The organism is Methylobacterium sp. D53M (assembly GCF_053345625.1).
The window spans coordinates 71,939-96,414 of the sequence record NZ_JBKFAL010000011.1 but is presented as its reverse complement, the minus strand read 5'-3'; the positions used below and the strand labels follow the sequence as shown (position 1 = coordinate 96,414).

Here is a 24,476-nt window from a genome sequence, read left to right as displayed (position 1 = left end):
CCGAAGCGCGGCATCAGAACTTGACGGCCGCGCCGGCCCGGACGGTGTTCAGGTTGACCTTGTGCCCGTCGAAACTGCTGAACAGCACGTACTGATACTCGGCGCGCAGTAGGATGTTCGGCGTGATCGCGTACTCGACGCCCGCTCCCGCCGCCACGCCGGCGGTGACCTTGGTCCTCGACTGCGTCTGGATCGAGGTGAACGGGGTCCCGTTGTAGGGCGCGCTCTGGTTGAAGCTCGTGTAGCCGTAATTGTTCACGTAGGTCGGCGTCCCGGCCAGAGTCGCGTTGTAGGCCGTCAGATTGAAGCCATAGTTCTGATAGCTCGTTGTATCGGCGACGCGCGCCCGACCGATGGCGATGCCGCCAGTGACATAGGGCAGGAAATTGCCCAGGGCGTAGCCGACCCGCGCGCGCAGCGTGCCATAATCGTTGACCCGCGTCGCCGTGGATCCACTCAGGCTCACGGTATCGTAGCTGCCGGCGGCCGACATTTGGGTCCGCGCAAGACCATCGCTCGACACGCCCATCCGGCCGAAATTCGTGTAGTCCCCCTCGATGCCGAAGACGAACTCGTCGAACTGAACGTTGTAGCCCGCGAAGGCGCCGAAACTCGTGTCGCCGACTCGCCGCGACGGCGGGCTGAGGAGCGTCGAGGCGTGGAAGTCGGACTCGCCCGTCGTGTTGTGCGAGTCCCGGTAGATCAGCGGTTGGAACGCGCCCTTGCTCCCCATGAGCGCGGAGGTGTAGCCGCCGTGGCCGCCGACATACACGCCGCTCCAGTCGACCACCGGGGCCGGGACCGGGTCGTAATCCGCGCCGCGCAGGTAATCGTAATCCAGATCCGCGGCGCGCGCGGTGTTCACGCCGCAGAGACCGAGAACCGCCAGCAGCGGGAAAGTGACGGTACGCATCGGGATCGTCCTGGGACGGAAGAGACGGACGGCGGATCGAGCCTCGACACGGTGATACGCCGGTAACCTTAATTCTCCGTTGCTCGACTGTGAAAGGTACGTCTCGATCCGGGGATGCCAGTCCCGGGACGTCGTGGCGGTTATTGGGTCGGCCAAGGACGGGCTGAGGACAGGCCGAGAACCGAGCCTGTCGCGACGGGGCGCCGAAACGCGAGACGGCGCGGAGACCCTCCGCGCCGTCGTCGTCCGTCAGGGGAATCGCGGTCGAGGCGCGATCAGTACTTGCGCACCAGCGGGCCGGGGACCGGCTCCGGCATCAACGGCGGCAGCGGGGCCGCCACGAAGCCGCCGAGGTAGTAGCGCAGGCCGATCTTCACGTCGTGCGCCTCGATGTCCTTGATCTTGATCGCCTGCAGGCTGCCGGTGCAGCACGGGACGAAGCCCGGGCCGGTCTCGGCCTTGCCGAGGTTCAGGTAGCGGTAGGCGAGTTCGATCTTCAGCGCGTCGGTCACGTTGTAGGCGAGACCGGCGTGGAGCGCCCAGGCGAAGCTGCCGGTGGTCTTGTCCTTGTAGAACTTGCTGCCGCTGTTGGTGTTGTAGACCGGATTGCCGTTCGGGTCGTAGACCGGGGCGTACGGGATGCAGCCGCAGCCGGCATTGGTGTAATCGTACGCGTAGGTCGGGCTGGTGAACTGCTGGTTGGTCGAGTAGCTCGAGACGTGATTGAACGCGTAGCCGACGCCGCCGCCGATGAACGGCGTGATGCCGTACCACGTGCCGAGGTCGAAATACGCGTTGGCCAGCACCACTGCGGAGTCGAAGTTGCCGCTCGACTTGTTCACGCCGTACGACCCGAGCCCGTTGTCGAAATCCGGGCCCTTGTAGTACTCGCTGCCGCGCAGGCCGGTGGAGTAGCGGTACTCACCGGTGATGTCGCCGCGCAGGAACGGGGTGAACTGGTAGCCGACGCCGACGCCCGCGAAACCGCCGCCGCCGACCGCGTTGCCGAAGGCGCGGTTGGACTCGGCGTAGCCGGTGTAGTCGTAGGCGTCGCTGTAGCGCGGACGGGTGTAGATGCTCGCGCCCACGTCGCCGCGCAGGTACCAGCCGCCGCCGACCTCGATCGGGGGGGGCGGCGGGGGCGGGGGCGGCGGCAGCATCAGATCCGCGGCCGCGGCGAGGCAGGGCGCACCGACGCTCGCCGCGAGCGTCAGGCTACGCACCAAAGCGTTCAGCTTGGAGCGGGCCATGAGGATTCCTTCACTGGACTCGTGAGCCGGACGCGCGGCGCGCGGTCCCGGGGTACGAGGGCAGGATGGAAGGAACGTCTTAAATCCGGCTTAACGTTAAATGTTAGGCTTGCGCATCCGTTGCCGAACTGTCGAAACGGATATCCGGGCGAGACTTGCTTGTTTCGGCTGCGCCGCGCCGCCGGGGTCGGCGCAGTTCTTCTGTGGGGGCCGGACGGCGCGGGGGCTGAGGCCGCATGGGACCCGACGACGTGCGCATCCTGGCGCTGATGCTGCCCGAGGCGGTGGCGGGCGCCCACAGCGGCAACCCGGATTTCCGGGTCGGCGGCCGGGTCTTCGTGACCCTCTGGGTCGAGGAGGCGCGGGTCGTGCTGCGCCTCGCGCCCGCCGATCAGGCCGCCCTCTGCGAGGCCGAGCCGGACCTGTTCGCGCCGCTCGACGGCGCCTGGGGGCGGCGGGGCTGGACCAATCTCGACCTCGACCCGTGCGCGGAGGAGATTCTGCGGGCGGCGCTGCTGGCGGCGTGGCGGATGACCGCACCCGCGGAGCTGCGCGCCGCCTACGCCGATCTGGGCTGACTCGGGCTGCCCCCTTCGGAGTCGAGCCGCGCCCCTCCGGGGCTCCGGCCTCAGGCCGCCGCGCGGGTGACGGCGTCGACCACCTCGTCGACCACCGCGTTGACGAGGCCGCGGTCGTCGCCCTCGGCCATGACGCGGATCACCGGCTCGGTGCCCGACGGGCGGATCACGAGGCGGCCGGCATTGCCGAGCCGCTCGCGGGCGTGCTCGATGGCGCTGACCACGCTGTCCTCGCGCAGGGGCTCGCCGCTCCGGTAGCGGACGTTCTTGAGGATCTGCGGCAGCGGGTCGAAGCAGTGGCAGACCTCGCTCACGGGCCGGTTCTGCCGCTGCACCACGCTCAGCAGCTGCAGGGCGGCCACGAGGCCGTCGCCGGTGGTCGTGTAGTCCGACATGATGATGTGGCCGGACTGCTCGCCGCCGAGGTTGTAGCCGTGCGCCCGCATGTGCTCGAGGACGTAGCGGTCCCCCACCGCCGTGCGGGCCAGGGTCAGGCCGAGACCGCCGAGGAAGCGCTCCAGGCCGAGATTCGACATGATCGTCGCCACCACGCCCGGCTGCGTCAGGCGCTCGTCCTCCTTCCAGGAGCGCGCTACGACGGCCATGAGCTGGTCGCCGTCGACCACCTGGCCCTTCTCGTCCACGATCAGCACCCGGTCGGCGTCGCCGTCCAGCGCGATGCCGATATCGGCCCGGCGCTCGCGCACCATGTCGATCAGGGCCGCGGGCGCGGTCGAGCCGACATCCCGGTTGATGTTGAACCCGTCCGGCTCGGTGCCGATGGCGATCACCTCGGCGCCGAGCTCCCACAGGGTCTCGGGGGCGACCCGGTAGGCCGCGCCGTTGGCGCAGTCGACCACGACCCGCAGCCCGTCCAGCGTCACCTGCCGCGGCAGGGTCCGCTTGGCGAACTCGATGTAGCGGGCGTGCACGCTCTCGATGCGCTTGGCCCGGCCGAGGTCGTTCGAGCCGGAGAGGCGCTTGTGCATGTCGGCGTCGATCAGCCCCTCGATCTCGTGCTCGATCGCGTCGTTGAGCTTGAAGCCGTCGGGCCCGAACAGCTTGATGCCGTTGTCCTCGAACGGGTTGTGCGAGGCCGAGATCATCACGCCGAGATCGGCCCGCATCGAGCGGGTCAGCATCGCCACGGCCGGCGTCGGCACCGGCCCGAGCAGGAGCACGTCCATGCCCACCGAGGTGAAGCCGGCGACGAGCGCGGTCTCGATCATGTAGCCCGAGAGGCGGGTGTCCTTGCCGATCACCACCCGGTGGCGGTGGTCGCCGCGCTGGAACACGAGGCCGGCGGCCTGACCGACCTTGAGGGCGAGCTCCGGCGTGATCACGCCGTTGGCCCGGCCCCGGATGCCGTCGGTTCCGAAATACTTGCGCACCATCACGTCTCCGGCGCCCGGTCTCGCGGACCCGGCACAGCTTAGCAGATTATCGCGCCCGCCGGCGGCTCACCGGCCGGCAGAGTCAACGGGGTGCTCCCCGACAAAGGCGGTCGAAATGGGGCGCCCGGCGCGCTGCAGGAGCCGCGGCGCCGAGGCCGAGACCAGCGCGAGGCCCGAGACGGTCAGCAGGCCGAGCACGAGCCGGCGGAAGGCGATCTCGCTGAGGCCGAGATAGATCCGGGTGCCGAGCAGCGTCGGGATCAGCATCGCCGGCAGGACCACCGCCAGGATCGGCAGCGTCGCCCGGGTGACGAGCCCCGCGGCGAGGTAGGTCGCCAGGGTGACGCTGAGCATCGCGAGGTTGAAGTTCTGGATCACAGAGCGCTGCACGTCGCGCTCGTAGCGGCGCAGGGTGCACCAGAGGGTCGGCAGCACGCCCGTGAAGCCGCCGAGCCCGCCCATCATCCCGCCGCCGAGGCCCACCGCGGCGTCGGCGAGCCGGCCGCCGGCCGCGATCCGCGGCAGGTTCCGGGCGAACAGCATGGTCGGGCACCAGACCATCAGCAGGAGGCCGAGGAGCGTCTTGAACCAGTCGGCGTCGAGCCGCGGCAGCAGGAGGACGCCGAGGGGGATGCCGGCGAGGCCGCCGAGGACGAAGGGCGCGAGGCGCCTGGTCTCGAACCCGCGCCGGACCGAGACTGCCGCGATGACTTGGCCTGTGAAGGCGCCGGAGACGGCCAGCACGGCGGCGAGCTGCGGGTCGATCACCCAGGCCCAGAACGACAGGGCCGTGAGGCCGAAGCCGAAGCCCGACAGGCCCTGGACGAAGCCGGCGACGACGGCGCCGAGGGCGACGACGAGATAGGTCGAGACCGGCATCGGGGCTTCTGGATGCGCTGCGGCGATGAACCCTGTGTTTCCGATTCGACGCGACAGGCCGAGGCTCCGGCCGAGCTTGACGCGGCGATACGCCGACATGGGAAGCGGTTTGTCACGGAGCACGCGATGGGCCGCCCCGCTCAGCGGGACTGGGTCAGGGATCCGGTCTGCCCGGAGAAGGCGCGACCGAGCTACACGTCGACGATGTGCTCGATCCTGGGACTTCTCATACGGTTTCCGGCTGAATGCTTCGGTCTGCGCAGCCTGTTCCGTCATCGCGAGCGCAGCGAAGCGACCCAGGGCTTCGCGCGCGACCCGAGCGTGGCGCTGCTGGATCGCTTCGCTGCGCTCGCGATGACGGCACCGATCTGATCAAGCGGAAACCGCATCACCCCTCACCCCAACCCTCTCCCGCCCGGGATTGGGGGGCCGTCGCGCTCTGCCCCCCAGCGGCGGTGCCCGGCGGAGCGGTGCGAACATCGTAGCCCAATACGGGGGATTGGTGCGTTCGGCACCGGGCCTCCCCGTCCACGAAAAAGGGCGCCTCGCGGCGCCCCCTTCGATCGTCCTCTCGAGGCCTCAGGCCTGCGGCTGCGGCTCCAGGCCGCCGTCGCTCTCCTTCGGCCGGCCGCGGCCCGCCGAGGGGACCGAGGAGCCCCGGGCCGGGGTCGGCGGCACGTCGCCGCCGTCGCGGATCGGGGGCTGGCCCTTGAGCAGGTTGCGGATCTCCTCGCCCGAGAGGGTCTCGTACTCGAGGAGCCCCTGGGCCAGGGCTTCCAGGTCGTCCTTGTGCTCGGCCAGGATGCGGCGCGCCTCCTCCAGGCCGGTCTCCACGAGGCGGCGGACCTCGGCGTCGATCTTCTGGGCGGTCGACTCGGAGACCGATTGCTGCCGGCCCATCGACATGCCGAGGAAGACCTCGTCATTGTTGTCGCCGTACGCGACGGTGCCGAGCTCGGGGCTGAAGCCCCAGCGGGTCACCATCATCTTGGCGAGCCGCGTCGCCTGCTCGATGTCCGACTGCGCGCCCGAGGTCACCTTCTCGCGCCCGAAGATCATCTCCTCGGCGATGCGGCCGCCCATCATGATCGCCAGCCGCGAGGTCATCTGCTCGAAGCTCATGGAGAGCTTGTCGCGCTCGGGCAGCTGCATGACCATGCCCAGCGCCCGACCGCGCGGGATGATGGTCGCCTTGTGCACCGGGTCGGTGGCCGGGACGTTCAGCGCCACAATGGCGTGGCCGCCCTCGTGGTAGGCGGTGAGCCGCTTCTCGTCCTCGGTCATGACCAGGGTGCGTCGCTCGGCGCCCATCATGACCTTGTCCTTGGCGTCCTCGAACTCGTGCATCGTGACGATGCGCTTGCCGCGGCGGGCCGCCAGCAGGGCCGATTCGTTGACGAGGTTCATCAGGTCGGCGCCCGAGAAGCCCGGGGTGCCGCGCGCGATGGTCTTCAGGTCGACGTCGGGGGCCAGCGGCACCTTGCGGACGTGGACGCGCAGGATGCGCTCGCGGCCGGTGACGTCCGGGTTCGGCACCATGATCTGGCGGTCGAAGCGGCCGGGACGCAGCAGCGCCGGGTCGAGCACGTCGGGGCGGTTGGTCGCCGCGATGATGATGACGCCCTCGTTGGCCTCGAACCCGTCCATCTCCACGAGGAGCTGGTTGAGGGTCTGCTCGCGCTCGTCGTTGCCGCCGCCGAGGCCGGCGCCGCGGTGGCGGCCGACCGCGTCGATCTCGTCGATGAAGATGATGCAGGGCGCGTTCTTCTTGGCCTGCTCGAACATGTCGCGCACGCGGCTGGCGCCGACGCCCACGAACATCTCGACGAAGTCCGAACCCGAGATGGTGAAGAACGGCACGTTGGCTTCGCCCGCGACCGCCCGGGCGATCAGGGTCTTACCGGTGCCGGGCGGGCCGACGAGCAGCACGCCGCGCGGGATCCGGCCGCCGAGCCGCTGGAACTTCTGCGGGTCGCGCAGGAACTCGACGATCTCCTGCAGGTCCTCCTTGGCCTCCTCGACGCCGGCGACGTCGTCGAACGACACCCGGCCGTGGGCCTCGTTCAGGAGCTTGGCCTTCGACTTGCCGAAGCCCATGGCGCGGCCGGCGCCGGACTGCATCTGGCGCGAGAGGAAGATCCAGGCGCCGATGAAGACGAGGATCGGCAGCCAGCTCACGAGGAGCTGGATGAACCAGGGGGTGTTGTCGGACGGCGGGCGGGCGGTGATCTGCACGCCCTTGCCCTGGAGCTTGGAGACCAGGCTCGGGTCGTTGGGCGCGTAGCTCGTGAAGTTGCCGCCGCCCACGTAGGTGCCGGACACGTCCTGCCCGGAGATCACCACCGACTGGATCTTGCCGGCATCGGCGTCGTTCAGGAGCTGGCTGTAGGCGATCTCGCTGCCGCCGCCCCGGTGCCCCGGGTTCTGGAACAGGGTGACCAGGGCCAGCACCAGCAGGAAGATGACGACCCACAAGGCAAAGTTGCGAAAATTCGGGTTCATCGATCAATCCCTGGCGCGTGCGACCCCCAGGACGGACCCGCCACGCGGCTATTCCGGTCCATCCGTGCACACTCCGCCAATGTAGGCGGGGGGCTCTCCCTTGCCAAGTAAGTCGGGAGACCCTGCGGCGAGGGCAGCACCTGCGGGCCCGTGCCGGCGCGGCGGCGCTGTGGCGAGGCTCACGCCCCCGCCCGCGTCGGCGGCGACGAGGATCCCCGCGAGGGTGCGGCGGACCGGCTCCCGGCGGCGCAGGGCCGGCAGGAGCGAATCGAGGACGAGGGCCTCGAGGCGCTCGAGGCGGCGCGGCGCCGCGCCGGCCCGGGCCAGGGCGAGATCCAGGCAGCGCAGGGCCACGGCGTCCGGCAGGGCCGCCAGGGCGCGCCCGTCGAGGCGCAGGCCCGCGCCCGTCTCCGGCCCGGGTCGCAGCGCCCCGTCGAGGGCCCGCTCGGCCGCGCCCCGGAGCGCGGCCTCGTCGCGGGCGGCGCGCTCGGCGAGCCGGGCGAGGCGCGCCCGGGTCAGGCCCTCGCGCTCCAGGGCCGGCCAGGCCGCCCGCAGGCGGCCGCGGGCGAAGCGCGGATCGCCGTTGGCGGGATCGCGCAGATACCCGATGCCGCGCGCCGCGCACCACGCCTCCAGGCTCGCCTTCGGCAGGTGCAGGAACGGGCGCCCGAGGGCGAGGCCGGGACCGAGGTCCCGCTCGGCGCGCATGCCGGCCAGCCCCGCGGGGCCGCTGCCGGCCGCGAGCCGGATCAGCACCGTCTCGGCCTGGTCATCCCGCGTGTGGCCCGTCAGCACGAGCCCGGCGCCGACCGCCCCGGCATGGGCGGCGAGGAGTGCGTAGCGGGCGGTGCGGGCCGCGTCCTGCAGGCCGGTGCCGGGCTTCGTGCCCGTCCAGGTCAGGGTCGCGTGGGGCAGGTCCAGCGCCCGGGCGGCGCGGCCGACGCCCTCGGCCTCCGCGCCGGATTCCGGCCGCAGGCCGTGATCGACGGTCGCCACGCGCAGGGACGCGCCGGTCGCGTCGCGCAGGCGCGCGGCGGCGTGCATCAGGGCGCTCGAATCGGGACCGCCCGAGACGGCGAGGAGCACGCCCCGCCCGCCGCGCGCGGCCCGGTCGAGCCAGGGACGGAGGGCGCCGAGGACCGGGTCGCCCGAGTCGCCCGAGCCGCTCAGAGCGCCCGAGACGCTCAGGCGCCGCAGCGGGCGCGCTTCTGCTCGCGGGCGACGCCCTGGCGGACGCCGGTGCCGGCATTCGGGAACTTCCGGTCCAGCTCGGCCAGGGTCGCGCAGGCCTGCTCGCGGGCGCCGAGCGCGTTGAGCGTGACGCCGAGCTTCAGCATCGCGTCGGGGGCCTGGGCGGAGCGGGCGTAGTCGGTGGAGACCTTCAGGAACTGCTCGGCGGCCTCGCGGTTGCGGCCGCGGGCGAGGTAGCTCTCGCCGAGCCAGTAGGTCGCGCCGGCGACCCGGTTGTCGCGCGGGTGCGACTGGATGAACTGGCGCAGGCCCATCTCGGCCTGCTCGTACTGCTTGGCGCGGTACAGCTCGACCGCGGCGTCGAAATCGGCGGCCGGATCGCCGGTCCGGGTCGCCGCCACGCTCTCGGAGGGCCGCGCCGGGATCGCCCCGGTCCGGGCCGGCGGCCGCAGGTCCACGGGCTCGTCGTAGCCGGAGGTCCCGGCCTCCGCGTCGTCCTCGCCGGACTCGTTGAGCGCGCCCTGGGGCAGGCGCTGCGGCCGGGGCGCCGCCTCGGCGGCCTCCTCGGCCTCGCGGGGCGGCAGCGGCGCGGAGGGCTGCGTGCTGCCGAGCTGCATCGGGGCGCCCGGGGCGCCGGGGGCCTGCGACGGGTCGAAGGCGTCGCCGCGCTTCCCGGGGCGGCCGGCGCCCGGATTGCCGCCGTTGACGGGCCCCGACGGCGCGGGCGCGGCCGAGGGCTTGCCGCCCTTGCCCTCGTTCAGGCGGTACTCGACGTCCTCCTGGAACTTGCGCAGCTGCTCCTTGAGCTGGCGGTTCTCGTACTGGAGGGTCTCGATCTGCCCGGCCATCATCCGGGACTGGTTCTCGATGCGGCCGAGGCGCACCACCAGTTCCGAGGCGTCCTGCGCGGCGGCCGGGTGGCCGAGGAGCACGGCACCGACGGCGGTGGCGAGGGCGAGGCGGGTGCGAAGGCGGGCGGGCATGGTACGGCTGCGGTCCGGTGTCGGCGCGAGGCCCTATCAGATGCGCCGCACCGCGGCAAAACTGCGGCGCGGGTCGAAGGAGTGATCGAAGGCCGTGATCGAGAGCATCGATCGGAGGCGGCGGCCGAGAGCCGCCTCCGGGGTCGTTCGCGCGGCGGCCTACGCGCCGGCGCCGCGGTCGAGGACGATCACCGCGCGGCGGTTCTGCGACCAGCAGGAGATGTCGTTGCACACCGCCACCGGCCGCTCCTTGCCGTACGACACGGTCCGCATCCGGCTCGCCGCGATGCCGCGGGTGGCGAGGTAGTCGTTCACCGCCTGGGCCCGGCGGGCGCCGAGGGAGAAGTTGTACTCGCGGGTGCCGCGCTCGTCGGCGTGGCCCTCGATGATGAAGGTGTAGCGCGGGTAGCGCTGCAGCCACGCGGCCTGCTTGTCGAGGGTCGCGGTCGCGGTCGGCGTCAGGTCGGTGGAGTCCGACTCGAAGAAGACCCGGTCGCCGATATTGACGACGAAGTCCTGCGCGCTGCCCGGGGTGGCGGCGCCCGCCCCGAAGGCGGAGGCGTCGGCGAGGTCCTTGTCGTTGCTGCAGGCGCCCAGGCCGAGGGCGGCGACGAGCGCGAGGCCGAGGGCGGCGGCGCGGAAACGCTGGGGCATGGTCTGAAAAACTCCTCGAGCGGTGCCGAAGGCCGGCTGCTGGTCTTCGAGGCGGGTCCGCGTAATCCTGGCGCCGTTGGTAGGCGGGGTTGGTTAAGCGACGGTTCCGCCGGGCGGCGCGGGGGCGTGGTGACGGTCCGCACCGATCGACGGCGTGCGCTGACGCACCCGGACGCGCCCGGAATGCGGCGGCGGCGGGGCGGCGGGCCGCGACGCGCCATTTCGGCCGCCCCGGTTGCGGCGCTGCAACAGCGCCGGGCCTCCGCCGGTAACGGTCGCGGGCCAGTCTTTAAGAGATCCTCAACCCTATCGGCCCCTTATCGGCGGGCCGAAGACCGGACCTCCCGCATGCGCCCCGCCCAGAGCGTCCTCATCGTCGAGGACAGCTACCTGCTCCTCGAGATCGTCGCGAGCCTGTGCGAGACGCACGGCATCCGGGTGATCGAAGCCTCGACGGGCGAGGCCGCGCTGACCGTCCTGCGCGACCGGGGCGCGGCGATCGACTGGCTGTTCACCGACATCCACCTGCCCGGGCTGATCGACGGCTGGACGGTGGCCCACGCCTTCCGGGCGATCCATCCGGACCGGCCGGTGGTCTACACCTCGACGGACACGCACGGCCGCAGCGGCGTGCCGGGCAGCCTGTTCCTGCGCAAGCCCTTCCAGATGCAGGAGGTCAACCGCCTGGTCCGGATGATGGTCGAGGGCCTGGGCGAGGCCGGCTCCGAGAGCCGGCTCTGCGCGGCGGGCTGAGCACGGACCCTTCCGAGCGGGATTGTCGTCGCGCGCGCCGCGAAGCGACCCGGGACGCCGCGGCGCCCGGAGGCGGCCTCAGCCGCCCCGGAACAGTGCGACGATCTCCGGCGCGGCGAGCCACGCCTCGACCCGCGGGCAGGCGAGATCCCCGGGGGGCATCGCGTCGTAGAGGGCGAAGCTCGCCGCGACGAAGCCCGGCAGGTCGTAGAGCACCGGGAAGTCGTCGCCCCGCGGCTTGGTCTTGAACAGGTACGAGCCGGTCAGGCCGAAATGCTCGGCGATGGGCGGGTAGATCGGCCAGACCACGTCCTGGGCCAGCTCGTCGCCGAGGTAATCCTCGATCTCCACGGGCTCGGGCGTGAGCCCGTTCTCCTGCAGCAGCCGCCTCGCGATGTCGCCGAGGACGTGGACCTTGGGATGGTTCATCAGGTGCATGAAGGCGCCGCGGCGCGCCCAGCGGGTCACCTCGCGCTCCAGCCCGAAACCCAGTGCGTCGGCCGCGCCGACGAGTTCGCGCACCGCCGGGTCCCAGTGGTCGAGGTAGCCCAGGCGGGCGAACACGTCCTCGCGGAACAGGGCGGCCGTGCGGCCGGCATCGAGGCCGAGCCGGTGGGCGGTGACGACGATCGCCGAGTGGTACTGGCCCAGCGGCGACGGCGTCAGCTTCAGCGCGGCGAGGTCCGAGGCCTGCCCGACATAGACCATGTCCGGGTGGAAGGCCGAGAACACGATCGACGGGAACAGCTTGAGCCGCGGGTCGGCCGCGCGCAGAGTGGCGACGTCGCCGCCCGGGATCAGCCCGGCCGGGAAGGCCTGCGAGAAGACGTGGTCGTGGGCGCGCAGGGTCCGGATCAAGCCGTCGACATGGCCGTGGTCGCGCTTCAGCGAGCCCATGGGCAGGTAGCGGACCGGGCTCTTCGGCGCGAGCAGGCGCATGGCCCGGGCGATGCCCCGGGCCTGGCAATTGCCCAGCACCGCGATGCTCGGCCCGTCACGGGTCGTGGCGGTGCGGGCGCGGTTCCGCCATGGTGTCGCCCAGGTGGGGGCCCAACGGGTAGGCGTCCAATCGGGCGCCGAGCGGGTGAACGCGCTGCGGGCGCGCCGGGGCAGGTCGTTCAGGGCCACGTCGCGTGCCGGTGTCAGCGGACGGAACAGCGCCCCCGAGGGCCTGCCGCCGTCGTGAAGAAGAGGGTTCGAAGATGGCGTTGAATCCGTATACGGGTCTACCGGCCGAGCGATTCTGGCGCAAGGTCGTCACCAACGTGCCGCCCTTCGCGGTCAATCCGCACCCGAAGGACACGTTCGTGATCGGGCCGACCGACAAGGTCGCCACCGGCGGCTCGTGCTTCGCCCAGCGGGTGGCCGAGGCGGTGCGCGGCGCCGGGTTCAACTACTACCTGACCGAGCCGCCGACCCCCGGCATGAGCGCCGAGGAGGCCAATGCCCGCCAGTTCGGCACGTTCTCGGCGCGCTACGGCAATCTCTACTACACGCGCCAGTTCGTGCAGCTGTTCGACCGGGCCTACGGCACGTTCGAGCCGGAGCTGAAGGCGTGGCTGCGCGACGACGGCCGCTACGTCGACCCGTTCCGCCCGACCGTCGAGCCGGCGGGCTTCGCCAGCGAGGCCGAGGTGGTCGCGGCGCGCGACGCGCACCTCGCCGAGGTGCGCCGCCTGTTCGAGACGCTCGACGTGTTCGTGCTGACGCTCGGCCTCACCGAGGGCTGGCGCTGGCGGGCCGACGGCGCGGCGCTGCCGCTCGCCCCCGGCGTCGCGGGCGGCACGTTCGACCCCGCGCTCTACGAGTGCGTGAATGCCGGCGCGGGCGAGGTTCTGGGCGACCTCAACGGCTTCCTCGACCGGCTCTGGAGCGTGAACCCGAAGGCGCGGGTGATCTTCACGGTCTCGCCGGTGCCGATGATCGCCACCTACATGGACCGGCACGTGATGGAGTCGAACAGCTACTCCAAGTCGGTGCTGCGGGTGGCGGCCGGCGAGGTGGTCGGCCGCGGCGACCCGCGGGCGGTCTACTTCCCCGCCTACGACATCGTCACGAGCAACGTGAATGCCGGGCGCTACTACAACGAGGACCAGCGCACCATCAACGACGCGGGCGTGCGCCACGTCATGCGCCTGTTCCTGGCGACCTTCGCCCGCGACCGGGTCTCGCCGGCGCCGACCCACGCCCCCGTCGACCTCGCGGCCGAGTTCGAGGGCAATGCCGGCGTGATCTGCGACGAGGAGGAGATCGAGCGCAGCGTGGCGTGACGGGGGGCCGAGATCGTTACCGGAGCGGCCGCGGCCATCGGGCGGCCTGCATCGTCTTCACGAGCGTAGCGAAGTGACCCAGGGCGACGCGACATCGACAGTCGTGGCGCTGCCTGGATTGCTTCGCTCAGCTCGCAAAGACGGCAGCGCTCCGAAGATCCCGCCGGGCAAACGCTCGAGCCCTTCGCGACCGTCACGGCGGCCGGGGCGATCCCGCGTTTGCCTCCAGCCCGGCCTTTCGGGCAAGCTCGGCCGCCCGGGCGCTCGCGCCTATCGGAGACGAACCCCTTGAGCCTGCCCCCGCCCCGCCGCGCCGACCACGACATCGATCCGGTCTTCGTGAAGCGGCACTCGCCCCGCGCCTTCACGGGCGAAGCCGTGCCCGAATCCGAGCTGATGCGGATGATCGAGGCGGCGCGCTGGTCGCCCTCCGCCTACAACTCGCAGCCCTGGCGCTTCCTCTACGCGCTCCGGGGCGACGCCCACTGGGACACGTTCTTCGACCTGCTGGTGCCCGGCAATCAGAAATGGGTGTCCGGCACCGGCGCGATCCTGTTCCTGGTCTCGAACGGGTTCATGAAGGTCGGCGACGAGCTGAAGCCCTCCTACAGCCACTCCTTCGACGCCGGTACCGCCTCGCTGGCCTTCCAGCTCCAGGCGATCCACCAGGGCTGGCACGCCCACGGCATGGTCGGGTTCGACCACGTCCGCGCGCCCGCGGTGCTGCGTCTGCCCGAGAATCACCGGATCGAGGCCGCCTTCGCGGTCGGCCGCAAGACGCCCGAGGCGGACCTCACCGAGGAGCAGCGGCCCCGCGAGACTCCGAACGGCCGCCGGCCGATCACCGACTTCACCATCGCGGGACCGTTCCCGCAGGCCGCCGGCTGAGGCGGGCCGGAACCCGCTCGGACGGCCGGGGATTGGCTCCGCATCGCGACGCCGTCGCAGGTCCGTGGGCGCAGGCCCACGGGCTCGACCCGGGCCGGCAGGGGGCCGCCGCCGCGCGCCTCCTGTCCGCCCTCCGACGCTTCGGGAGCTGGCTCATGGACCCGTCCGACACCGCTGCGTCCGACCCGTTCCGGGACGACGGGCCGTTCGACCCCGTCCGCGGGCTGCAGGCCGTCGCCGACCGCCACGGGGTCAGCCCGGACGCGGTGCGCCATCTGGTCCGGGCCCTCGAGCGCGGCCACGGCACGATGGCGCAGTTCGACCATCCCGATCTCGGCGGGATGGGGCAGTGGTTTTCCGGCGGGATGGTGATGGTCGGCCGGATGTTCGACGACGCGCTGAAGGCGCGGGTCGACGCGCTCTGCACCGAGCTGGCCGGCGCGCTCCCCGCGGGGGGCTTCTCGGAGGCCGCGCCCGCGGCGCGCCGCGGCGGCGGCGAGTGGTGGCCGGCCGGCCTCGGGGATCCGGCCAGCACCGGCGCGCAGGACGGGCTGCGCTACGCCTATTTCCCGGACAGCAGGCGGCTCGCCGTCGACGCGGGGTCCGGGGTCGCGCTGTACGATACCGGCGAGCACCGCATCACCGGCGTTTCCCAGGCGAACGGCAGCCTCGGCTTCACGGGACCGTCCGGGGCCGTCGCCCTCGACCGCCTGCGCCGGATCGAGGCGGAGGTCGCGGCGCCGCGCCAAGCGGACCCGGGCCGAGCGGACCCGGCCGAGATCCCGGCGAAGGCCGCCCCCGCCGCTTCGCCGGCCGCTGCGGCTGCCCCTTCGGCGGCCCCGGACCGGTCGTCTCCGGACGCGATCCTCGCGACCATCGAGCGGCTGGCCGACCTGCACGCGCGCGGCGTGCTCACCGACGCGGAGTTCGCGACCAAGAAGACGGAGCTGCTAGCACGGCTGTGAGGGGCGCCCGGCCGCCGCACCCTGCGCCCCGTCCTGAGGCGCGGAGGCCTCGCGGGATGCGGGCGCGGATCGGACCTGGCGGGTCCGGACGGCCTCAGGCGATGCCGACGCGCAGCAGGTCGTGGACGTGCACGATGCCGACCGGCCGGCCGTCGGTGACGGCGAAGACCGCCGTGATCAGCCGGCGGTTCATCAGTTCCAGCGCGGCCTGGGCCAGCTTGTGCGGCTCCACGGTCACCGGGTCGCGGGTCATGACGGTCGAGACCGGCGTGTCGAGGAGCGCCGGACCCATGTGGCGGCGCAGGTCGCCGTCCGTGACGATGCCGACGAGGCGGCCGGCCGCGTCCGTGACGCCGACGCAGCCGTAGCGCCGCGCCGCGATCTCGATCATCACCTCGGACATGAGGGCGGTCTCGTGCACCAGCGGCATGTCCTGGGGCCCGTGCATCACCTGCTGCACGGTCCTGAGGCGGGCCGCGAGGGTGCCGCCCGGATGCAGGGTGTGGAAGCGCGCCGAGGTGAAGCCGCGCCGCTCCAGGAGCGCCACCGCCAGGGCGTCGCCCAGCGCCAGCTGGATCAGGCTGGAGGAGGTCGGCGCGAGGTCGTGCGGGCAGGATTCCCGCACGCGGGGCAGTTCCAGCAGCACGTCGGCGGCCTTGCCCAGGGTGCTCTCGCCGTTGCGGGTAATCGCCACCAGGGGGATCGAGAACCGGCGGCTGAAGCCGACGAGGTCGGACAGTTCCGCGGTCTCCCCCGACCACGACAGCGCGATGATGACGTCGTCCCGGGCGATCATCCCGAGGTCGCCGTGGCTCGCCTCGGTCGGGTGGACGAAGAAGGCGTGCGTACCGGTGGAGGCCAGCGTCGCGGCGATCTTGCGCCCGACATGCCCGCTCTTGCCGATGCCGCTGACGATGACGCGGCCCTTGCTCTGCAGGATGGTCTGCACCGCCTCCTCGAAGGCCGCGCCGAGCCGGCCCTGGAAGGCGGCGCTCGCCTCCTGCAGGGCCGCGATGCCGAGCTGGAGGCTGCGGATCCCGAGGTCGCGGGTGGTGGCGAGATGCGCCGACGGCGCGTCGTAGCGGTCGTCGCGCAGGGCGCTGGAGGCGGGAGCGTTCATCGTGTCCGTTCTTGACCCGTCGACCGGATCCGGCATCGGGGCCGGAATCGGGGAGCGGCGCAGCGAGGCGTCTCCGGCGACGCTAGGCAGCCGTCGTGGTTGAAATGTGACGCGGGGACGACGCAGCGCCGCACGCCGGTTGAAGGCGCGGCCGCCGGGGTCCATGCTCCCGGCACGCCACCCCGCGCCGTCCCGCGCCGCGGGCCCCAGGAGGGCAAGAGCCCCATGACCATCCGCTTCCCCGATCCCGATCCCGTGATCCTCGCCCGCCGCGAGGCGATCCTGGCCGGCCTCGCGCCCCTGGTCGCGCCAGAGGCGCTGGTGGTCAGCGAGGACGAGCGCCGGGCCTTCGAGACCGACGGGCTCACCGCCTACCGGCAGATGCCGCTCGCCGTGGTGCTGCCCTCCACCACCGCGGAGGTCGCCGCCGTGATGGCCTACTGCCACGCCAACGGCGTGCGGGTCGTGCCCCGGGGCGCCGGCACCTCGCTCGCGGGCGGCGCCATCGCGCAGGCCGACGCGATCATCCTCGGCGTCGGCAAGATGACCCAGGTCCTCGACATGGACTTCGCCAACCGCACCGCCCGGGTGCAGAGCGGCATCACCAACCTGGCGATCTCCGGGGCGGTCAGCCACGAGGGCTTCTTCTACGCTCCCGACCCGTCGAGCCAACTCGCCTGCACGATCGCCGGAAACATCGCGATGAATTCGGGCGGCGCGCACTGCCTGAAATACGGCGTGACCACCAACAACCTGCTCGGCGTCACCCTGGTGCTCAACGACGGCACCGTCGTGGAGATCGGCGGCCAGCACCTCGACAGCGGCGGCTACGACCTGCTCGGCCTCGTCTGCGGCTCGGAGGGGCAGCTCGGCATCGTCACCGAGGCGACCGTGCGGATCCTGCGCGCCGCCGAGGGCGCGCGCCCGGTGCTGGTCGGCTTCTCGAAGGTCGAGGATGCGGGCGACTGCGTCGCGGCGATCATCGCGGCCGGGATCATCCCGGTCGCGATCGAGTACATGGACCGCGAGGCGATCCTCATCACCGAGGACTTCGCCCAGGCCGGCTACCCGCGCGACGCCGAGGCGATGCTGATCATCGAGGTCGAGGGCTCGGACGCCGAGTGCGACGCGATGCTGGCGCGGATCGAGACGATCGCCCGGGATTTCCGACCGACCAGCGTGCGCGTCTCGCGTTCGGAGGCGGAATCGGCCGCGATCTGGAAGGGCCGCAAGTCGGCCTTCGGGGCGACCGGCCGGATCTCCGACTACATCTGCATGGACGGGACGATCCCCACCGGCCAGCTCGGGCCGGTGCTGGAGCGGATCGGCGCCATCTGCGCCGAGAAGGGCCTGCGCGTCGCCAACGTGTTCCACGCGGGCGACGGCAACCTGCACCCGCTGATCCTGTTCGACATCAACACGCCCGGCGAATTGCAGAAGGCCGAGGCCGCGGGCGACGAGATCCTGAAGCTCTGCGTCGAGGTCGGCGGCTGCCTCACCGGCGAGCACGGGGTCGGCATCGAGAAGCGTGAGTTGATGCGCTTCCAGTACGACCAGGTCGATCTCGAGCAGCAGATGCGGGTCAAGGCGGTGTTCGATCCGGACTGGATGCTGAACCCCGCCAAGGTGTTCCCGCTGGACGGGCGCCTCGCGGCCTGAGCCGCGCCGCGCGAGGGGTCCGGCCGAGAGCTTGGCCGAGAGCTTGGCCAAGAGGTCTGGCGAACAAGCCCGGACCGGTGCGGGCGCGATCGTCTCCGATCGCCCGCCCCCGTCCGGGCCTCGCGGCCGCGCTCAGGCGGCCTCGACCTTGCGGCTCGCCCGGGTCTTGGTCGCGGCGGTCTTGCGGCGACCGGAGGCAGGGGCGGAGGCGGCAGCCTCCTCCTCGACGGGGGCGGCGGCCTTGTCGCCCGACGGGGACCGGCCCGGCTGGCCGAGGCCGAGGCTCTTGGCGAGGGCCGAGCGCTGTGCCGAGTAGTTCGCCGAGGTGGTCGGGTAATCGGCCGGCAGGCCGTAGCGCTCCCGGTAGGTCTGCGGATCGAGACCGTGCTTGGTCAGGTGACGCTTCAGCGTCTTGTACGACTTCCCGTCGATGAAGCTGACCAGCCCGTCGGGACGGATCGACTTGCGGATCTGGGCGGGCGTCGGCCGCTCGACGCTCTCGGTCGCCGGAGCGACGGGGCCGGCCCCGATCGTGTTCAGCGCCTCGTGGATGCTCGCGATCAGGGCCGGCAATTCGGCCGAGGGCAGCGAGTTGTTGGAAACGTAGGCCGCGACGACGTCCACGGTCCGCTCGATGAAATCCAATTGCGATGTCGGCGCAGCTTCTGACATTCTCTCGTTCCTCGGCACAAATGCCTGATGGGATCCCCACTTTTCGCGAGTTAAGTCAGCGTCCGAAAAATGCAAGCCGCGCCATACAATTATCTGTGATGAGACCGAAGTCTAACTCTGCATCATGCGGCGAGGCTTACAGGGTATGGTTGCATTGGCGGCACTTAAGGGACACTTCTGAGACGCTTTATCGGTGTCCGCCCGGCGAATTCTAGTCGCTTCCTCGAAGCGGGTTTTCGCAGCCGGCAGAGACCTTTACCCCCGGGTCAGGGGCCGGCTCTAGACGGTCGTATACGATTGCCGCCCGGTCGTGCGGGCACAATGCGCAATCTTCGTACAGTTGTGCGAGCGCGGGGCGAGGCCCTGCGTCATTTTCGCAACCCGCGCGGCCTCAGGCGAAAGTCTTGCGCGGATCGAAGGCGTCCCGCACGGCCTCGCCGGCGAAGACGAGCAGGCTCAACATCACGGCGATGACCAGGAAACCGGTCAATCCGAGCCACGGCGCGGTCAGATTGTCCTTGCCCTGCGCGAGAAGCTCTCCGAGGGACGGAGAGCCCGGCGGCAGGCCGAAGCCGAGGAAGTCGAGCGAGGTCAGGGTGGTGATCGAGCCGTTCAGGATGAACGGCAGGAAGGTCAGCGTCGCCACCATGGCGTTCGGCAGCAGGTGAACCGTCATGATCCGGATATTCGACAGCCCCAGCGCCCGGGCCGCCCGGACATACTCGAAGTTCCGCGCCCGCAGGAACTCGGCGCGCACCACGCTCACCAGCGCGACCCAGGAGAACAGCAGCATGATCCCGAGCAGGACGAAGAAGCCCGGGGCGATGAAGGCCGAGATGATGATGATCAGGTAGAGGGTCGGGATGCCGCCCCAGACCTCGATGAAGCGCTGGAAGGCGAGATCGACCCAGCCGCCGAAATAGCCCTGCACGGCCCCCGCGATGACCCCGATCACCGACGAGACCGCGGCCAGGATCAGACCGAACAGGACCGAGATGCGGAAGCCGTAGATCACCCGCGCCAGCACGTCCCGCGTGGTGTTGTCGGTGCCGAGCCAGTGCTGGGGAATGTCCGCGCAGGTCGAGCCGCCGAGCTTCTCGGCGACGGGCTTGCACTGCGCGTCCGTGAGCATCCAGGTCGGCGGCGACGGCGAGGGCGTCGGCAGGTCCTCGTTGATCGTGTCGTACGCGTACGGGATCGGCGGCCACAGCGCCCAGCCGTTCGCCGCGATCTCCCGGCGGATCTCGGGGGAGCGGTAGTCGGTCGTGGCGAGGAAGCCGCCGAACTTCTCCTCCGGATAGTCGACCAGGACCGGGACCAGCCACTCGCCCTTGTAGGACATCACGATCGGGCGGTCGTTGGCGATGAACTCCGCGAACAGGCTGAGCACGAACAGGACCGTGAAGATCACGAACGATCCGTAGCCGAGCCGGTTGCGGCGGAAATTGTCGAGGCGGCGCCGGTTGAGCGGCGACAGCCGGGCGCGCCGGCCGGCGGCCCCGGGCAGGACCGGCGGCGGCGCGCCCTCGTCGGGCCGCAGGACCAGCGGCTGGGCGCCGGGCATCGGCGCGGGCACGACCTCGCTGTCGGCGGGACGCGTGACCTCGTTCATCCGTGCTGCCTCCCGAGCCGCGTCGCGCGCGCGTCGGCCGCCCCGATATCCGGGCGGCCCCGCGACCGGTCGGCCGCGGGACGGAGGCCGGGAACGCTCAGCCGTCGAGCCGGGTCGCGGTGCCGTCGATCTCGGTGGGACGCAGGTTGCCGCTGCGCTCCAGCCAGCGGCGCAGCAGCCGGACGTTGCGGCGGTTGGCCTTGAAGGCGGCGTCGAACAGGTCGCCCGCCACCGGCACGGCGCCGATCAGCCCGTCGAAGGCCACGTTCAGGCCCATCCGGGCCACCAGCCAGCGCGGCGCCCCGAGGCGCTTCGCCTCGTAGACGATGAAGGACGAGATCACCATGCCGGCCAGGTCGCCGATCACCGGCACGAGGCCGATCAGCGCGTCGAACCCGACCCGCCGGTTGATGCCCGGGATGACGAAGGCGGTGTCCATCAGGTGGGCCAGCGTCTCCAGCCGGGCGAGGCTCGCCTCCCGTCCGAGATCCGCCGACAGGTAGGGGGGCCGGGTGCCGGCGCGGGTCTCGCCTCCGGGGAAGGTCTCGGCACGGGCGAAACGCCCGGCCCGGGCAGCCTGGGTGAAGTCCATGGTCGGGATCCGTCGGGAAGCCATCGTCCCCAACGATGTGGCCCCCCGCCCGGATCCCCGCAAGGACGGCGCCCGCTCGGCGCGTGCGGTCCGCCGTGATGCCCGTCCTGCTGCCCGTCATGCCGTCCCTCGAGCCGACCCTCATGCCCCGGTCCCCGGGAGCCCGCGCATGCGGTCGAGCGCCGCATCCAGGGTCGCGTCGTCCTTGGCGAAGCAGAGCCGGACGAGGCCGCGCACGGAGGCGTCCGGGTAGAAGGCGCTCACCGGAATGGCCGCGACGCCGTGGCGGGTGACGAGCGCCTCGCAGAACGCCGCGTCGTCGGCGTGGCCCAGGGCGGCGATGTCGATGTTGAGGAACCACGTGGCCCGGGCCGGCAGCACGGTGAAGCCGAGGGCGCGCAGGCCGTCCGCGAGCCGGTCGCGGGACCGGGCGTAGCCGCCCCGCATCGCCTCGAACCACGGGGCCGGCTTGCCCAGCCCGTAGGCCACCGCCTCCTGGAGGTTCGGGGGCGTGGTGAAGGTCAGGAACTGGTGCGCCTTGGCGAGCCCGCGCATCAGCCGGGCATCGGCCATCACGAAGCCGACCTTCCAGCCGGTGAGGGAGAAGATCTTGCCGGCCGAGCCGATCTTGACGGTCCGCTCCCGCATCCCGGGCAGCGCCATCAGGGGCCGGTGACGCGCGCCGTCGAACACCACGTGCTCCCAGACCTCGTCGCAGAGGGCGGTCACGTCGAAGCGCTGGCAGTAGCGGGCGAGCAGGTCGAGGTCCTCCGGCGCGAACAGGGTGGCGCTCGGGTTCAGGGGATTGTTCAGCACCACGACCCGGGTCCGCGCCCCGAAGGCCTCCGCGAGCGCGGACTCGTCGAGGCGGAAGGCCGGAGGGTGCAGCGACACGATCCGCGGCACGCCGCCGGCCCGCCTGACCAGGGGCAGGTAGGCGTCGTACATGGGCGCGAACAGCACGACCTCGTCGCCGGGCTCGATCAGCGCCAGGAGCGCGCCGGCCAGGGCCTCGGTCGCCCCGGAGGTGACCATCACCTCGGTCTCCGGGTCGAGGACGAGGCCCTGGTGCTGCGCGTAATGGGCGGCGACCGCCTCGCGCAGGGCCGGCAGGCCCATCATCGGCGGGTACTGGTTCCAGCCGTCCAGGAGCGCCCGCGCGCCCCGCTCGCGGACATCCGCCGGCCCGGCATCGTCCGGGAATCCCTGGCCGAGATTGATCGCACCGTGGACCCGCGCGAGACGCGACATGGTCTCGAACACGGTCGTGGGCAGCGCGTCGAAGACGGAGTTGATGACGGCGGACCTCATGCGGCGCGGCATACGGTACGGCACGCAGCGCCGGGCATCGAGAAAGTCGGCATGGCGGGTCTCGGCATCGCCGGCCTGTAACATGGCCGTCGCGCGTTGCGGAATGTGCGCGGTCGCACAGACCCGGTCTCCGGCGCGCCGGGGCCTGCTGACGAATGTTGACATTCATCACCCGTCTCTTAGGTTCGGATCACGGCCGGAGCGGCGCACACGCCGACGGAGCTTCGCCCCCTCGCTCCGTCAGCGGGGCGCCGCTCCGGTCCTCAGAAGGGCCATCGACTTGCGGGTCGGTGGCCCTTTCGGCATGTCCGGACGCGGCCGCACCCGCTCACGCCCCGCTCGCTGGGTCGGCCACCGGATACGACGATGCGGCCCTCCTCACGCGCGTTCCTCGGCTGCCTGGTGCTGGCGCTGCTGATCGGCGGCCTCGGACTCGGCCTGCGCCGCGCCGTGGCCGTCACCCCGGTCGATCCCGCGTTCCGGGCGGTGCTGCGCGCTTATGCGGTACCGGACGCGTCCGGCGGGCCCCAGCAACACGAGTGAAACGTCGCCGCCCTAGTGACGGCGCATTGGCCGGGCACCGGTGGAGGGCGCCGCGAGGTGCGCGAGCGGCGCGGCCGCGGGTGTCCATGACGCCGCGGTAAGGAGCCGTTCGGGGCCCGGACAGCTTTAAGGGCTTACGCTCCCGTACACGGGATCGGAGCCGTCGGGTCCCGCGGGACCGGGCGGCTTCAGGACGGGCTTCCGGGACGCGGCGTTCCGGGGGCGGCATGGGGGCTTGGACAGCGAGGGATAGGGTGCCGCCGGTCGCGCAGACGACCGTCCTGTGCTCTAGTCAGGCATGAACGAGAGTTCACCGATCCGGACCGACACGGCCCGCGCCTACCAGCCCGGCGAGGCGCCCGCGCGCGAGGTCCGGACGCGGCGCTTCCGCCCGATCCGCTGGCTCGTGATCCTGGTGCTGCTCGCCGGCGCCGGGGCGATCGGCCACCGCTGGTACGAGGCGCGCACCGGCAAGGGCGCCGAGCCCGCGACGGCGCATCACACCGGCGGCCACGGCGGCCGGCGCGGTGGGGCCGACATGCCGCAGGCGGTGGGCATCGCCAGCGCGACGACCGGCGACATGCCGGTGGTGCTGCAGGGCCTCGGCACCGTGACGCCGCTCGCCACCGTGACGGTGAAGTCGCAGATCAGCGGCTACCTCACGCAGGTGCAGTTCCGGGAGGGCCAGACCGTGAAGGCGGGCGACGAGCTCGCCCGGATCGATTCCCGCCCCTACGAGGCGCTGCTCGCGCAGTACCAGGGCCAGCTCGCCCGCGACCAGGCGCTGCTCCAGAACTCGAAGCTCGACCTGCAGCGCTACCAGACGCTGAACCGGCAGGACTCGATCTCGAAGCAGAACGTCGACACGCAGGCCGCCCTGGTGAAGCAGAACGAGGGCACGGTCGCGGCCGACCAGGCGCTCGTCGACCAGCAGAAGCTCAACATCGCCTACACGCACATCGTCTCGCCGGTGGACGGCCGCGTCGGCCTGCGCCAGGTCGACCAGGGCAACTACATCTCGGCCGCCTCCACGGCGATCGTGGTGGTGACCCAGCTCCACCCGATCTCGGTGGTGTTCACCCTGCCGGAGGACGACGTGTCGCGGGTGATGCGGCAGGTGCGGGCGGGCGCGAAGCTCACCGTGCGGGCCTACGACCGCGGCGACGCCCACGAGATCGCCACCGGCCGCCTCGACACGGTCGACAACCAGATCGACACGACCACCGGCACGGTGAAGCTGCGCGCGCTGTTCGACAATTCCGACGAGGAGCTGTTCCCGAACCAGTTCGTCAACGCCAAGCTGACCGTCGACACGGTGCGGGGCGCGACGCTGGTGCCGAATTCCAGCCTGCTCCAGGGCACGCCCGGCACCTACGTCTACCTGATGGACGGGGACAGCAAGGTCACGGTCCGGCCGATCAAGACCGGCGAGACTGACGGGACCCACACGGTGGTGGTCTCCGGGCTGAACCCGGGCGACCGCGTCGTCACGGACGGCACCGACCGGCTGAAGGACGGCGCGCCGGTGCGCATCACCGAGGGCGCGCCGGCGGCCGCCGGCGACGGCAAGGCCGCGGCGGCGAAGCCGGACGGCAAGGCTGACGGCAATGGGGATGTGAAGCCCACCGCGCCGGCCGACGCGGCGACGGATTCCCAAGGGACAGCGGAGGGCGGTCGTCGGCACCGGCGCCGTCAGGCGCAGTGAGGACGGCTCTGGCGCGACGCTCCCTCTCCCCCCTCTGCGGGG

The 24,476-nt window shown here is 71.7% G+C and carries 23 protein-coding genes; 9 read left to right on the top strand and 14 right to left on the bottom strand.

What is annotated here, in order from left to right; genetic code table 11:
* Positions 1–13: 13 nt before the first annotated feature.
* Positions 14–913: an outer membrane protein gene (locus ACLBYG_RS16965; protein WP_020094006.1), complete on the bottom strand. Its 900-nt coding sequence runs from the start codon at positions 911–913 to the stop codon at positions 14–16.
* 275 nt (positions 914–1,188) lie between these two features.
* Positions 1,189–2,163 (bottom strand): outer membrane protein, encoded by a 975-nt coding sequence (locus ACLBYG_RS16960; RefSeq protein ID WP_447682161.1) that lies wholly within the window; start codon positions 2,161–2,163, stop codon positions 1,189–1,191.
* Between the two features lie 236 nt (positions 2,164–2,399).
* On the opposite strand from ACLBYG_RS16960, the gene ACLBYG_RS16955 reads away from it, so the two are divergent.
* Positions 2,400–2,741: an MmcQ/YjbR family DNA-binding protein gene (locus ACLBYG_RS16955; protein ID WP_447682160.1), complete on the top strand. Its 342-nt coding sequence runs from the start codon at positions 2,400–2,402 to the stop codon at positions 2,739–2,741.
* Between the two features lie 50 nt (positions 2,742–2,791).
* Here the strand turns inward: ACLBYG_RS16955 and glmM are convergent, their stop codons facing one another.
* Together glmM and ACLBYG_RS16945 are read right to left on the bottom strand one after the other, a co-directional pair.
* Positions 2,792–4,132: a phosphoglucosamine mutase gene (gene glmM / locus ACLBYG_RS16950; RefSeq protein ID WP_026605059.1), complete on the bottom strand. Its 1,341-nt coding sequence runs from the start codon at positions 4,130–4,132 to the stop codon at positions 2,792–2,794.
* Positions 4,133–4,201: 69 nt separating this feature from the next.
* Entirely contained in the window at positions 4,202–5,014 is an 813-nt protein-coding gene (locus ACLBYG_RS16945; protein ID WP_447682159.1) for a sulfite exporter TauE/SafE family protein, read from the bottom strand.
* A gap of 126 nt (positions 5,015–5,140) precedes the next feature.
* On the opposite strand from ACLBYG_RS16945, the gene ACLBYG_RS16940 reads away from it, so the two are divergent.
* Positions 5,141–5,386, top strand: a complete 246-nt coding sequence (locus ACLBYG_RS16940; RefSeq protein WP_447682158.1) for a hypothetical protein — start codon at positions 5,141–5,143, stop codon at positions 5,384–5,386.
* A gap of 207 nt (positions 5,387–5,593) precedes the next feature.
* Here the strand turns inward: ACLBYG_RS16940 and ftsH are convergent, their stop codons facing one another.
* The 4 genes from ftsH to pal all read right to left on the bottom strand — a co-directional run bounded on the left by ftsH (position 5,594) and on the right by pal (position 10,344).
* The gene (gene ftsH / locus ACLBYG_RS16935; protein WP_012321255.1) at positions 5,594–7,516 is read right to left on the bottom strand and encodes an ATP-dependent zinc metalloprotease FtsH; all 1,923 of its coding nucleotides are present in this window, start codon (positions 7,514–7,516) and stop codon (positions 5,594–5,596) included.
* A gap of 48 nt (positions 7,517–7,564) precedes the next feature.
* Positions 7,565–8,602: a tRNA lysidine(34) synthetase TilS gene (gene tilS, locus ACLBYG_RS16930; protein WP_447682157.1), complete on the bottom strand. Its 1,038-nt coding sequence runs from the start codon at positions 8,600–8,602 to the stop codon at positions 7,565–7,567.
* Positions 8,603–8,700: 98 nt separating this feature from the next.
* Positions 8,701–9,690 carry a tol-pal system protein YbgF gene (gene ybgF, locus ACLBYG_RS16925; protein ID WP_447682156.1) on the bottom strand — a complete coding sequence of 330 codons (990 nt, stop codon included), beginning with the start codon at positions 9,688–9,690 and terminating at the stop codon, positions 8,701–8,703.
* A 159-nt stretch (positions 9,691–9,849) separates the two neighbouring features.
* Positions 9,850–10,344, bottom strand: a complete 495-nt coding sequence (gene pal, locus ACLBYG_RS16920) for a peptidoglycan-associated lipoprotein Pal (protein ID WP_012321252.1) — start codon at positions 10,342–10,344, stop codon at positions 9,850–9,852.
* Positions 10,345–10,692: 348 nt separating this feature from the next.
* On the opposite strand from pal, the gene ACLBYG_RS16915 reads away from it, so the two are divergent.
* The gene (locus ACLBYG_RS16915) at positions 10,693–11,097 is read left to right on the top strand and encodes a response regulator (protein WP_020094013.1); all 405 of its coding nucleotides are present in this window, start codon (positions 10,693–10,695) and stop codon (positions 11,095–11,097) included.
* A 78-nt stretch (positions 11,098–11,175) separates the two neighbouring features.
* On the opposite strand, the gene ACLBYG_RS16910 is transcribed toward ACLBYG_RS16915, so the two are convergent.
* Positions 11,176–12,225: a WcbI family polysaccharide biosynthesis putative acetyltransferase gene (locus tag ACLBYG_RS16910; RefSeq protein WP_447682155.1), complete on the bottom strand. Its 1,050-nt coding sequence runs from the start codon at positions 12,223–12,225 to the stop codon at positions 11,176–11,178.
* 74 nt (positions 12,226–12,299) lie between these two features.
* On the opposite strand from ACLBYG_RS16910, the gene ACLBYG_RS16905 reads away from it, so the two are divergent.
* From ACLBYG_RS16905 to ACLBYG_RS16895, 3 genes are all read left to right on the top strand, one after another.
* On the top strand, positions 12,300–13,367 hold the full coding sequence (locus ACLBYG_RS16905) for a GSCFA domain-containing protein (RefSeq protein ID WP_042675851.1): 1,068 nt from the start codon (positions 12,300–12,302) through the stop codon (positions 13,365–13,367).
* Between the two features lie 288 nt (positions 13,368–13,655).
* Positions 13,656–14,255, top strand: coding sequence for a nitroreductase family protein (locus ACLBYG_RS16900; protein WP_100252501.1), 600 nt, complete (start codon positions 13,656–13,658; stop codon positions 14,253–14,255).
* A 155-nt stretch (positions 14,256–14,410) separates the two neighbouring features.
* Positions 14,411–15,220, top strand: coding sequence for an SHOCT domain-containing protein (locus ACLBYG_RS16895; protein ID WP_447682154.1), 810 nt, complete (start codon positions 14,411–14,413; stop codon positions 15,218–15,220).
* 94 nt (positions 15,221–15,314) lie between these two features.
* Here the strand turns inward: ACLBYG_RS16895 and ACLBYG_RS16890 are convergent, their stop codons facing one another.
* On the bottom strand, positions 15,315–16,340 hold the full coding sequence (locus ACLBYG_RS16890; protein ID WP_056533680.1) for a KpsF/GutQ family sugar-phosphate isomerase: 1,026 nt from the start codon (positions 16,338–16,340) through the stop codon (positions 15,315–15,317).
* Positions 16,341–16,565: 225 nt separating this feature from the next.
* Here ACLBYG_RS16890 and ACLBYG_RS16885 point away from each other — a divergent pair, with 225 nt between their 5' ends.
* On the top strand, positions 16,566–17,999 hold the full coding sequence (locus ACLBYG_RS16885; protein ID WP_447682153.1) for an FAD-linked oxidase C-terminal domain-containing protein: 1,434 nt from the start codon (positions 16,566–16,568) through the stop codon (positions 17,997–17,999).
* Between the two features lie 132 nt (positions 18,000–18,131).
* On the opposite strand, the gene ACLBYG_RS16880 is transcribed toward ACLBYG_RS16885, so the two are convergent.
* From ACLBYG_RS16880 to ACLBYG_RS16865, 4 genes are all read right to left on the bottom strand, one after another.
* A complete protein-coding gene (locus ACLBYG_RS16880; protein ID WP_447682152.1) occupies positions 18,132–18,671 on the bottom strand; it encodes a MucR family transcriptional regulator in 540 nt (179 codons plus the stop codon).
* A gap of 391 nt (positions 18,672–19,062) precedes the next feature.
* Positions 19,063–20,283, bottom strand: a complete 1,221-nt coding sequence (locus tag ACLBYG_RS16875) for an ABC transporter permease (protein WP_447682151.1) — start codon at positions 20,281–20,283, stop codon at positions 19,063–19,065.
* A 97-nt stretch (positions 20,284–20,380) separates the two neighbouring features.
* Positions 20,381–20,875, bottom strand: a complete 495-nt coding sequence (locus ACLBYG_RS16870) for a DUF4112 domain-containing protein (RefSeq protein ID WP_447682150.1) — start codon at positions 20,873–20,875, stop codon at positions 20,381–20,383.
* Between the two features lie 141 nt (positions 20,876–21,016).
* Complete coding sequence (locus ACLBYG_RS16865) at positions 21,017–22,186, bottom strand: aminotransferase (protein ID WP_447682149.1); 1,170 nt, start codon at positions 22,184–22,186, stop codon at positions 21,017–21,019.
* 366 nt (positions 22,187–22,552) lie between these two features.
* On the opposite strand from ACLBYG_RS16865, the gene ACLBYG_RS16860 reads away from it, so the two are divergent.
* Positions 22,553–22,729 (top strand): hypothetical protein, encoded by a 177-nt coding sequence (locus tag ACLBYG_RS16860; RefSeq protein WP_020094024.1) that lies wholly within the window; start codon positions 22,553–22,555, stop codon positions 22,727–22,729.
* A gap of 298 nt (positions 22,730–23,027) precedes the next feature.
* Positions 23,028–24,434, top strand: a complete 1,407-nt coding sequence (locus ACLBYG_RS16855) for an MdtA/MuxA family multidrug efflux RND transporter periplasmic adaptor subunit (RefSeq protein WP_091680968.1) — start codon at positions 23,028–23,030, stop codon at positions 24,432–24,434.
* The last annotated feature ends 42 nt before the right edge of the window (positions 24,435–24,476 follow it).

Coding starts and splice junctions, on each gene's coding strand:
- ybgF (WP_447682156.1), bottom strand. CDS start 9,690: ATGCCCGCCCGCCTTCGCACCCGCCTCGCCCTCGCCACCGCCGTCGGT.
- ACLBYG_RS16965 (WP_020094006.1), bottom strand. CDS start 913: ATGCGTACCGTCACTTTCCCGCTGCTGGCGGTTCTCGGTCTCTGCGGC.
- ACLBYG_RS16960 (WP_447682161.1), bottom strand. CDS start 2,163: ATGGCCCGCTCCAAGCTGAACGCTTTGGTGCGTAGCCTGACGCTCGCG.
- ACLBYG_RS16875 (WP_447682151.1), bottom strand. CDS start 20,283: ATGAACGAGGTCACGCGTCCCGCCGACAGCGAGGTCGTGCCCGCGCCG.
- ACLBYG_RS16865 (WP_447682149.1), bottom strand. CDS start 22,186: ATGAGGTCCGCCGTCATCAACTCCGTCTTCGACGCGCTGCCCACGACC.
- ftsH (WP_012321255.1), bottom strand. CDS start 7,516: ATGAACCCGAATTTTCGCAACTTTGCCTTGTGGGTCGTCATCTTCCTG.
- ACLBYG_RS16905 (WP_042675851.1), top strand. CDS start 12,300: ATGGCGTTGAATCCGTATACGGGTCTACCGGCCGAGCGATTCTGGCGC.
- ACLBYG_RS16880 (WP_447682152.1), bottom strand. CDS start 18,671: ATGTCAGAAGCTGCGCCGACATCGCAATTGGATTTCATCGAGCGGACC.
- ACLBYG_RS16890 (WP_056533680.1), bottom strand. CDS start 16,340: ATGAACGCTCCCGCCTCCAGCGCCCTGCGCGACGACCGCTACGACGCG.
- ACLBYG_RS16860 (WP_020094024.1), top strand. CDS start 22,553: ATGCGGCCCTCCTCACGCGCGTTCCTCGGCTGCCTGGTGCTGGCGCTG.
- ACLBYG_RS16955 (WP_447682160.1), top strand. CDS start 2,400: ATGGGACCCGACGACGTGCGCATCCTGGCGCTGATGCTGCCCGAGGCG.
- ACLBYG_RS16915 (WP_020094013.1), top strand. CDS start 10,693: ATGCGCCCCGCCCAGAGCGTCCTCATCGTCGAGGACAGCTACCTGCTC.
- pal (WP_012321252.1), bottom strand. CDS start 10,344: ATGCCCCAGCGTTTCCGCGCCGCCGCCCTCGGCCTCGCGCTCGTCGCC.
- ACLBYG_RS16895 (WP_447682154.1), top strand. CDS start 14,411: ATGGACCCGTCCGACACCGCTGCGTCCGACCCGTTCCGGGACGACGGG.
- ACLBYG_RS16940 (WP_447682158.1), top strand. CDS start 5,141: ATGGGCCGCCCCGCTCAGCGGGACTGGGTCAGGGATCCGGTCTGCCCG.
- ACLBYG_RS16855 (WP_091680968.1), top strand. CDS start 23,028: ATGAACGAGAGTTCACCGATCCGGACCGACACGGCCCGCGCCTACCAG.
- ACLBYG_RS16885 (WP_447682153.1), top strand. CDS start 16,566: ATGACCATCCGCTTCCCCGATCCCGATCCCGTGATCCTCGCCCGCCGC.
- ACLBYG_RS16945 (WP_447682159.1), bottom strand. CDS start 5,014: ATGCCGGTCTCGACCTATCTCGTCGTCGCCCTCGGCGCCGTCGTCGCC.
- ACLBYG_RS16870 (WP_447682150.1), bottom strand. CDS start 20,875: ATGGACTTCACCCAGGCTGCCCGGGCCGGGCGTTTCGCCCGTGCCGAG.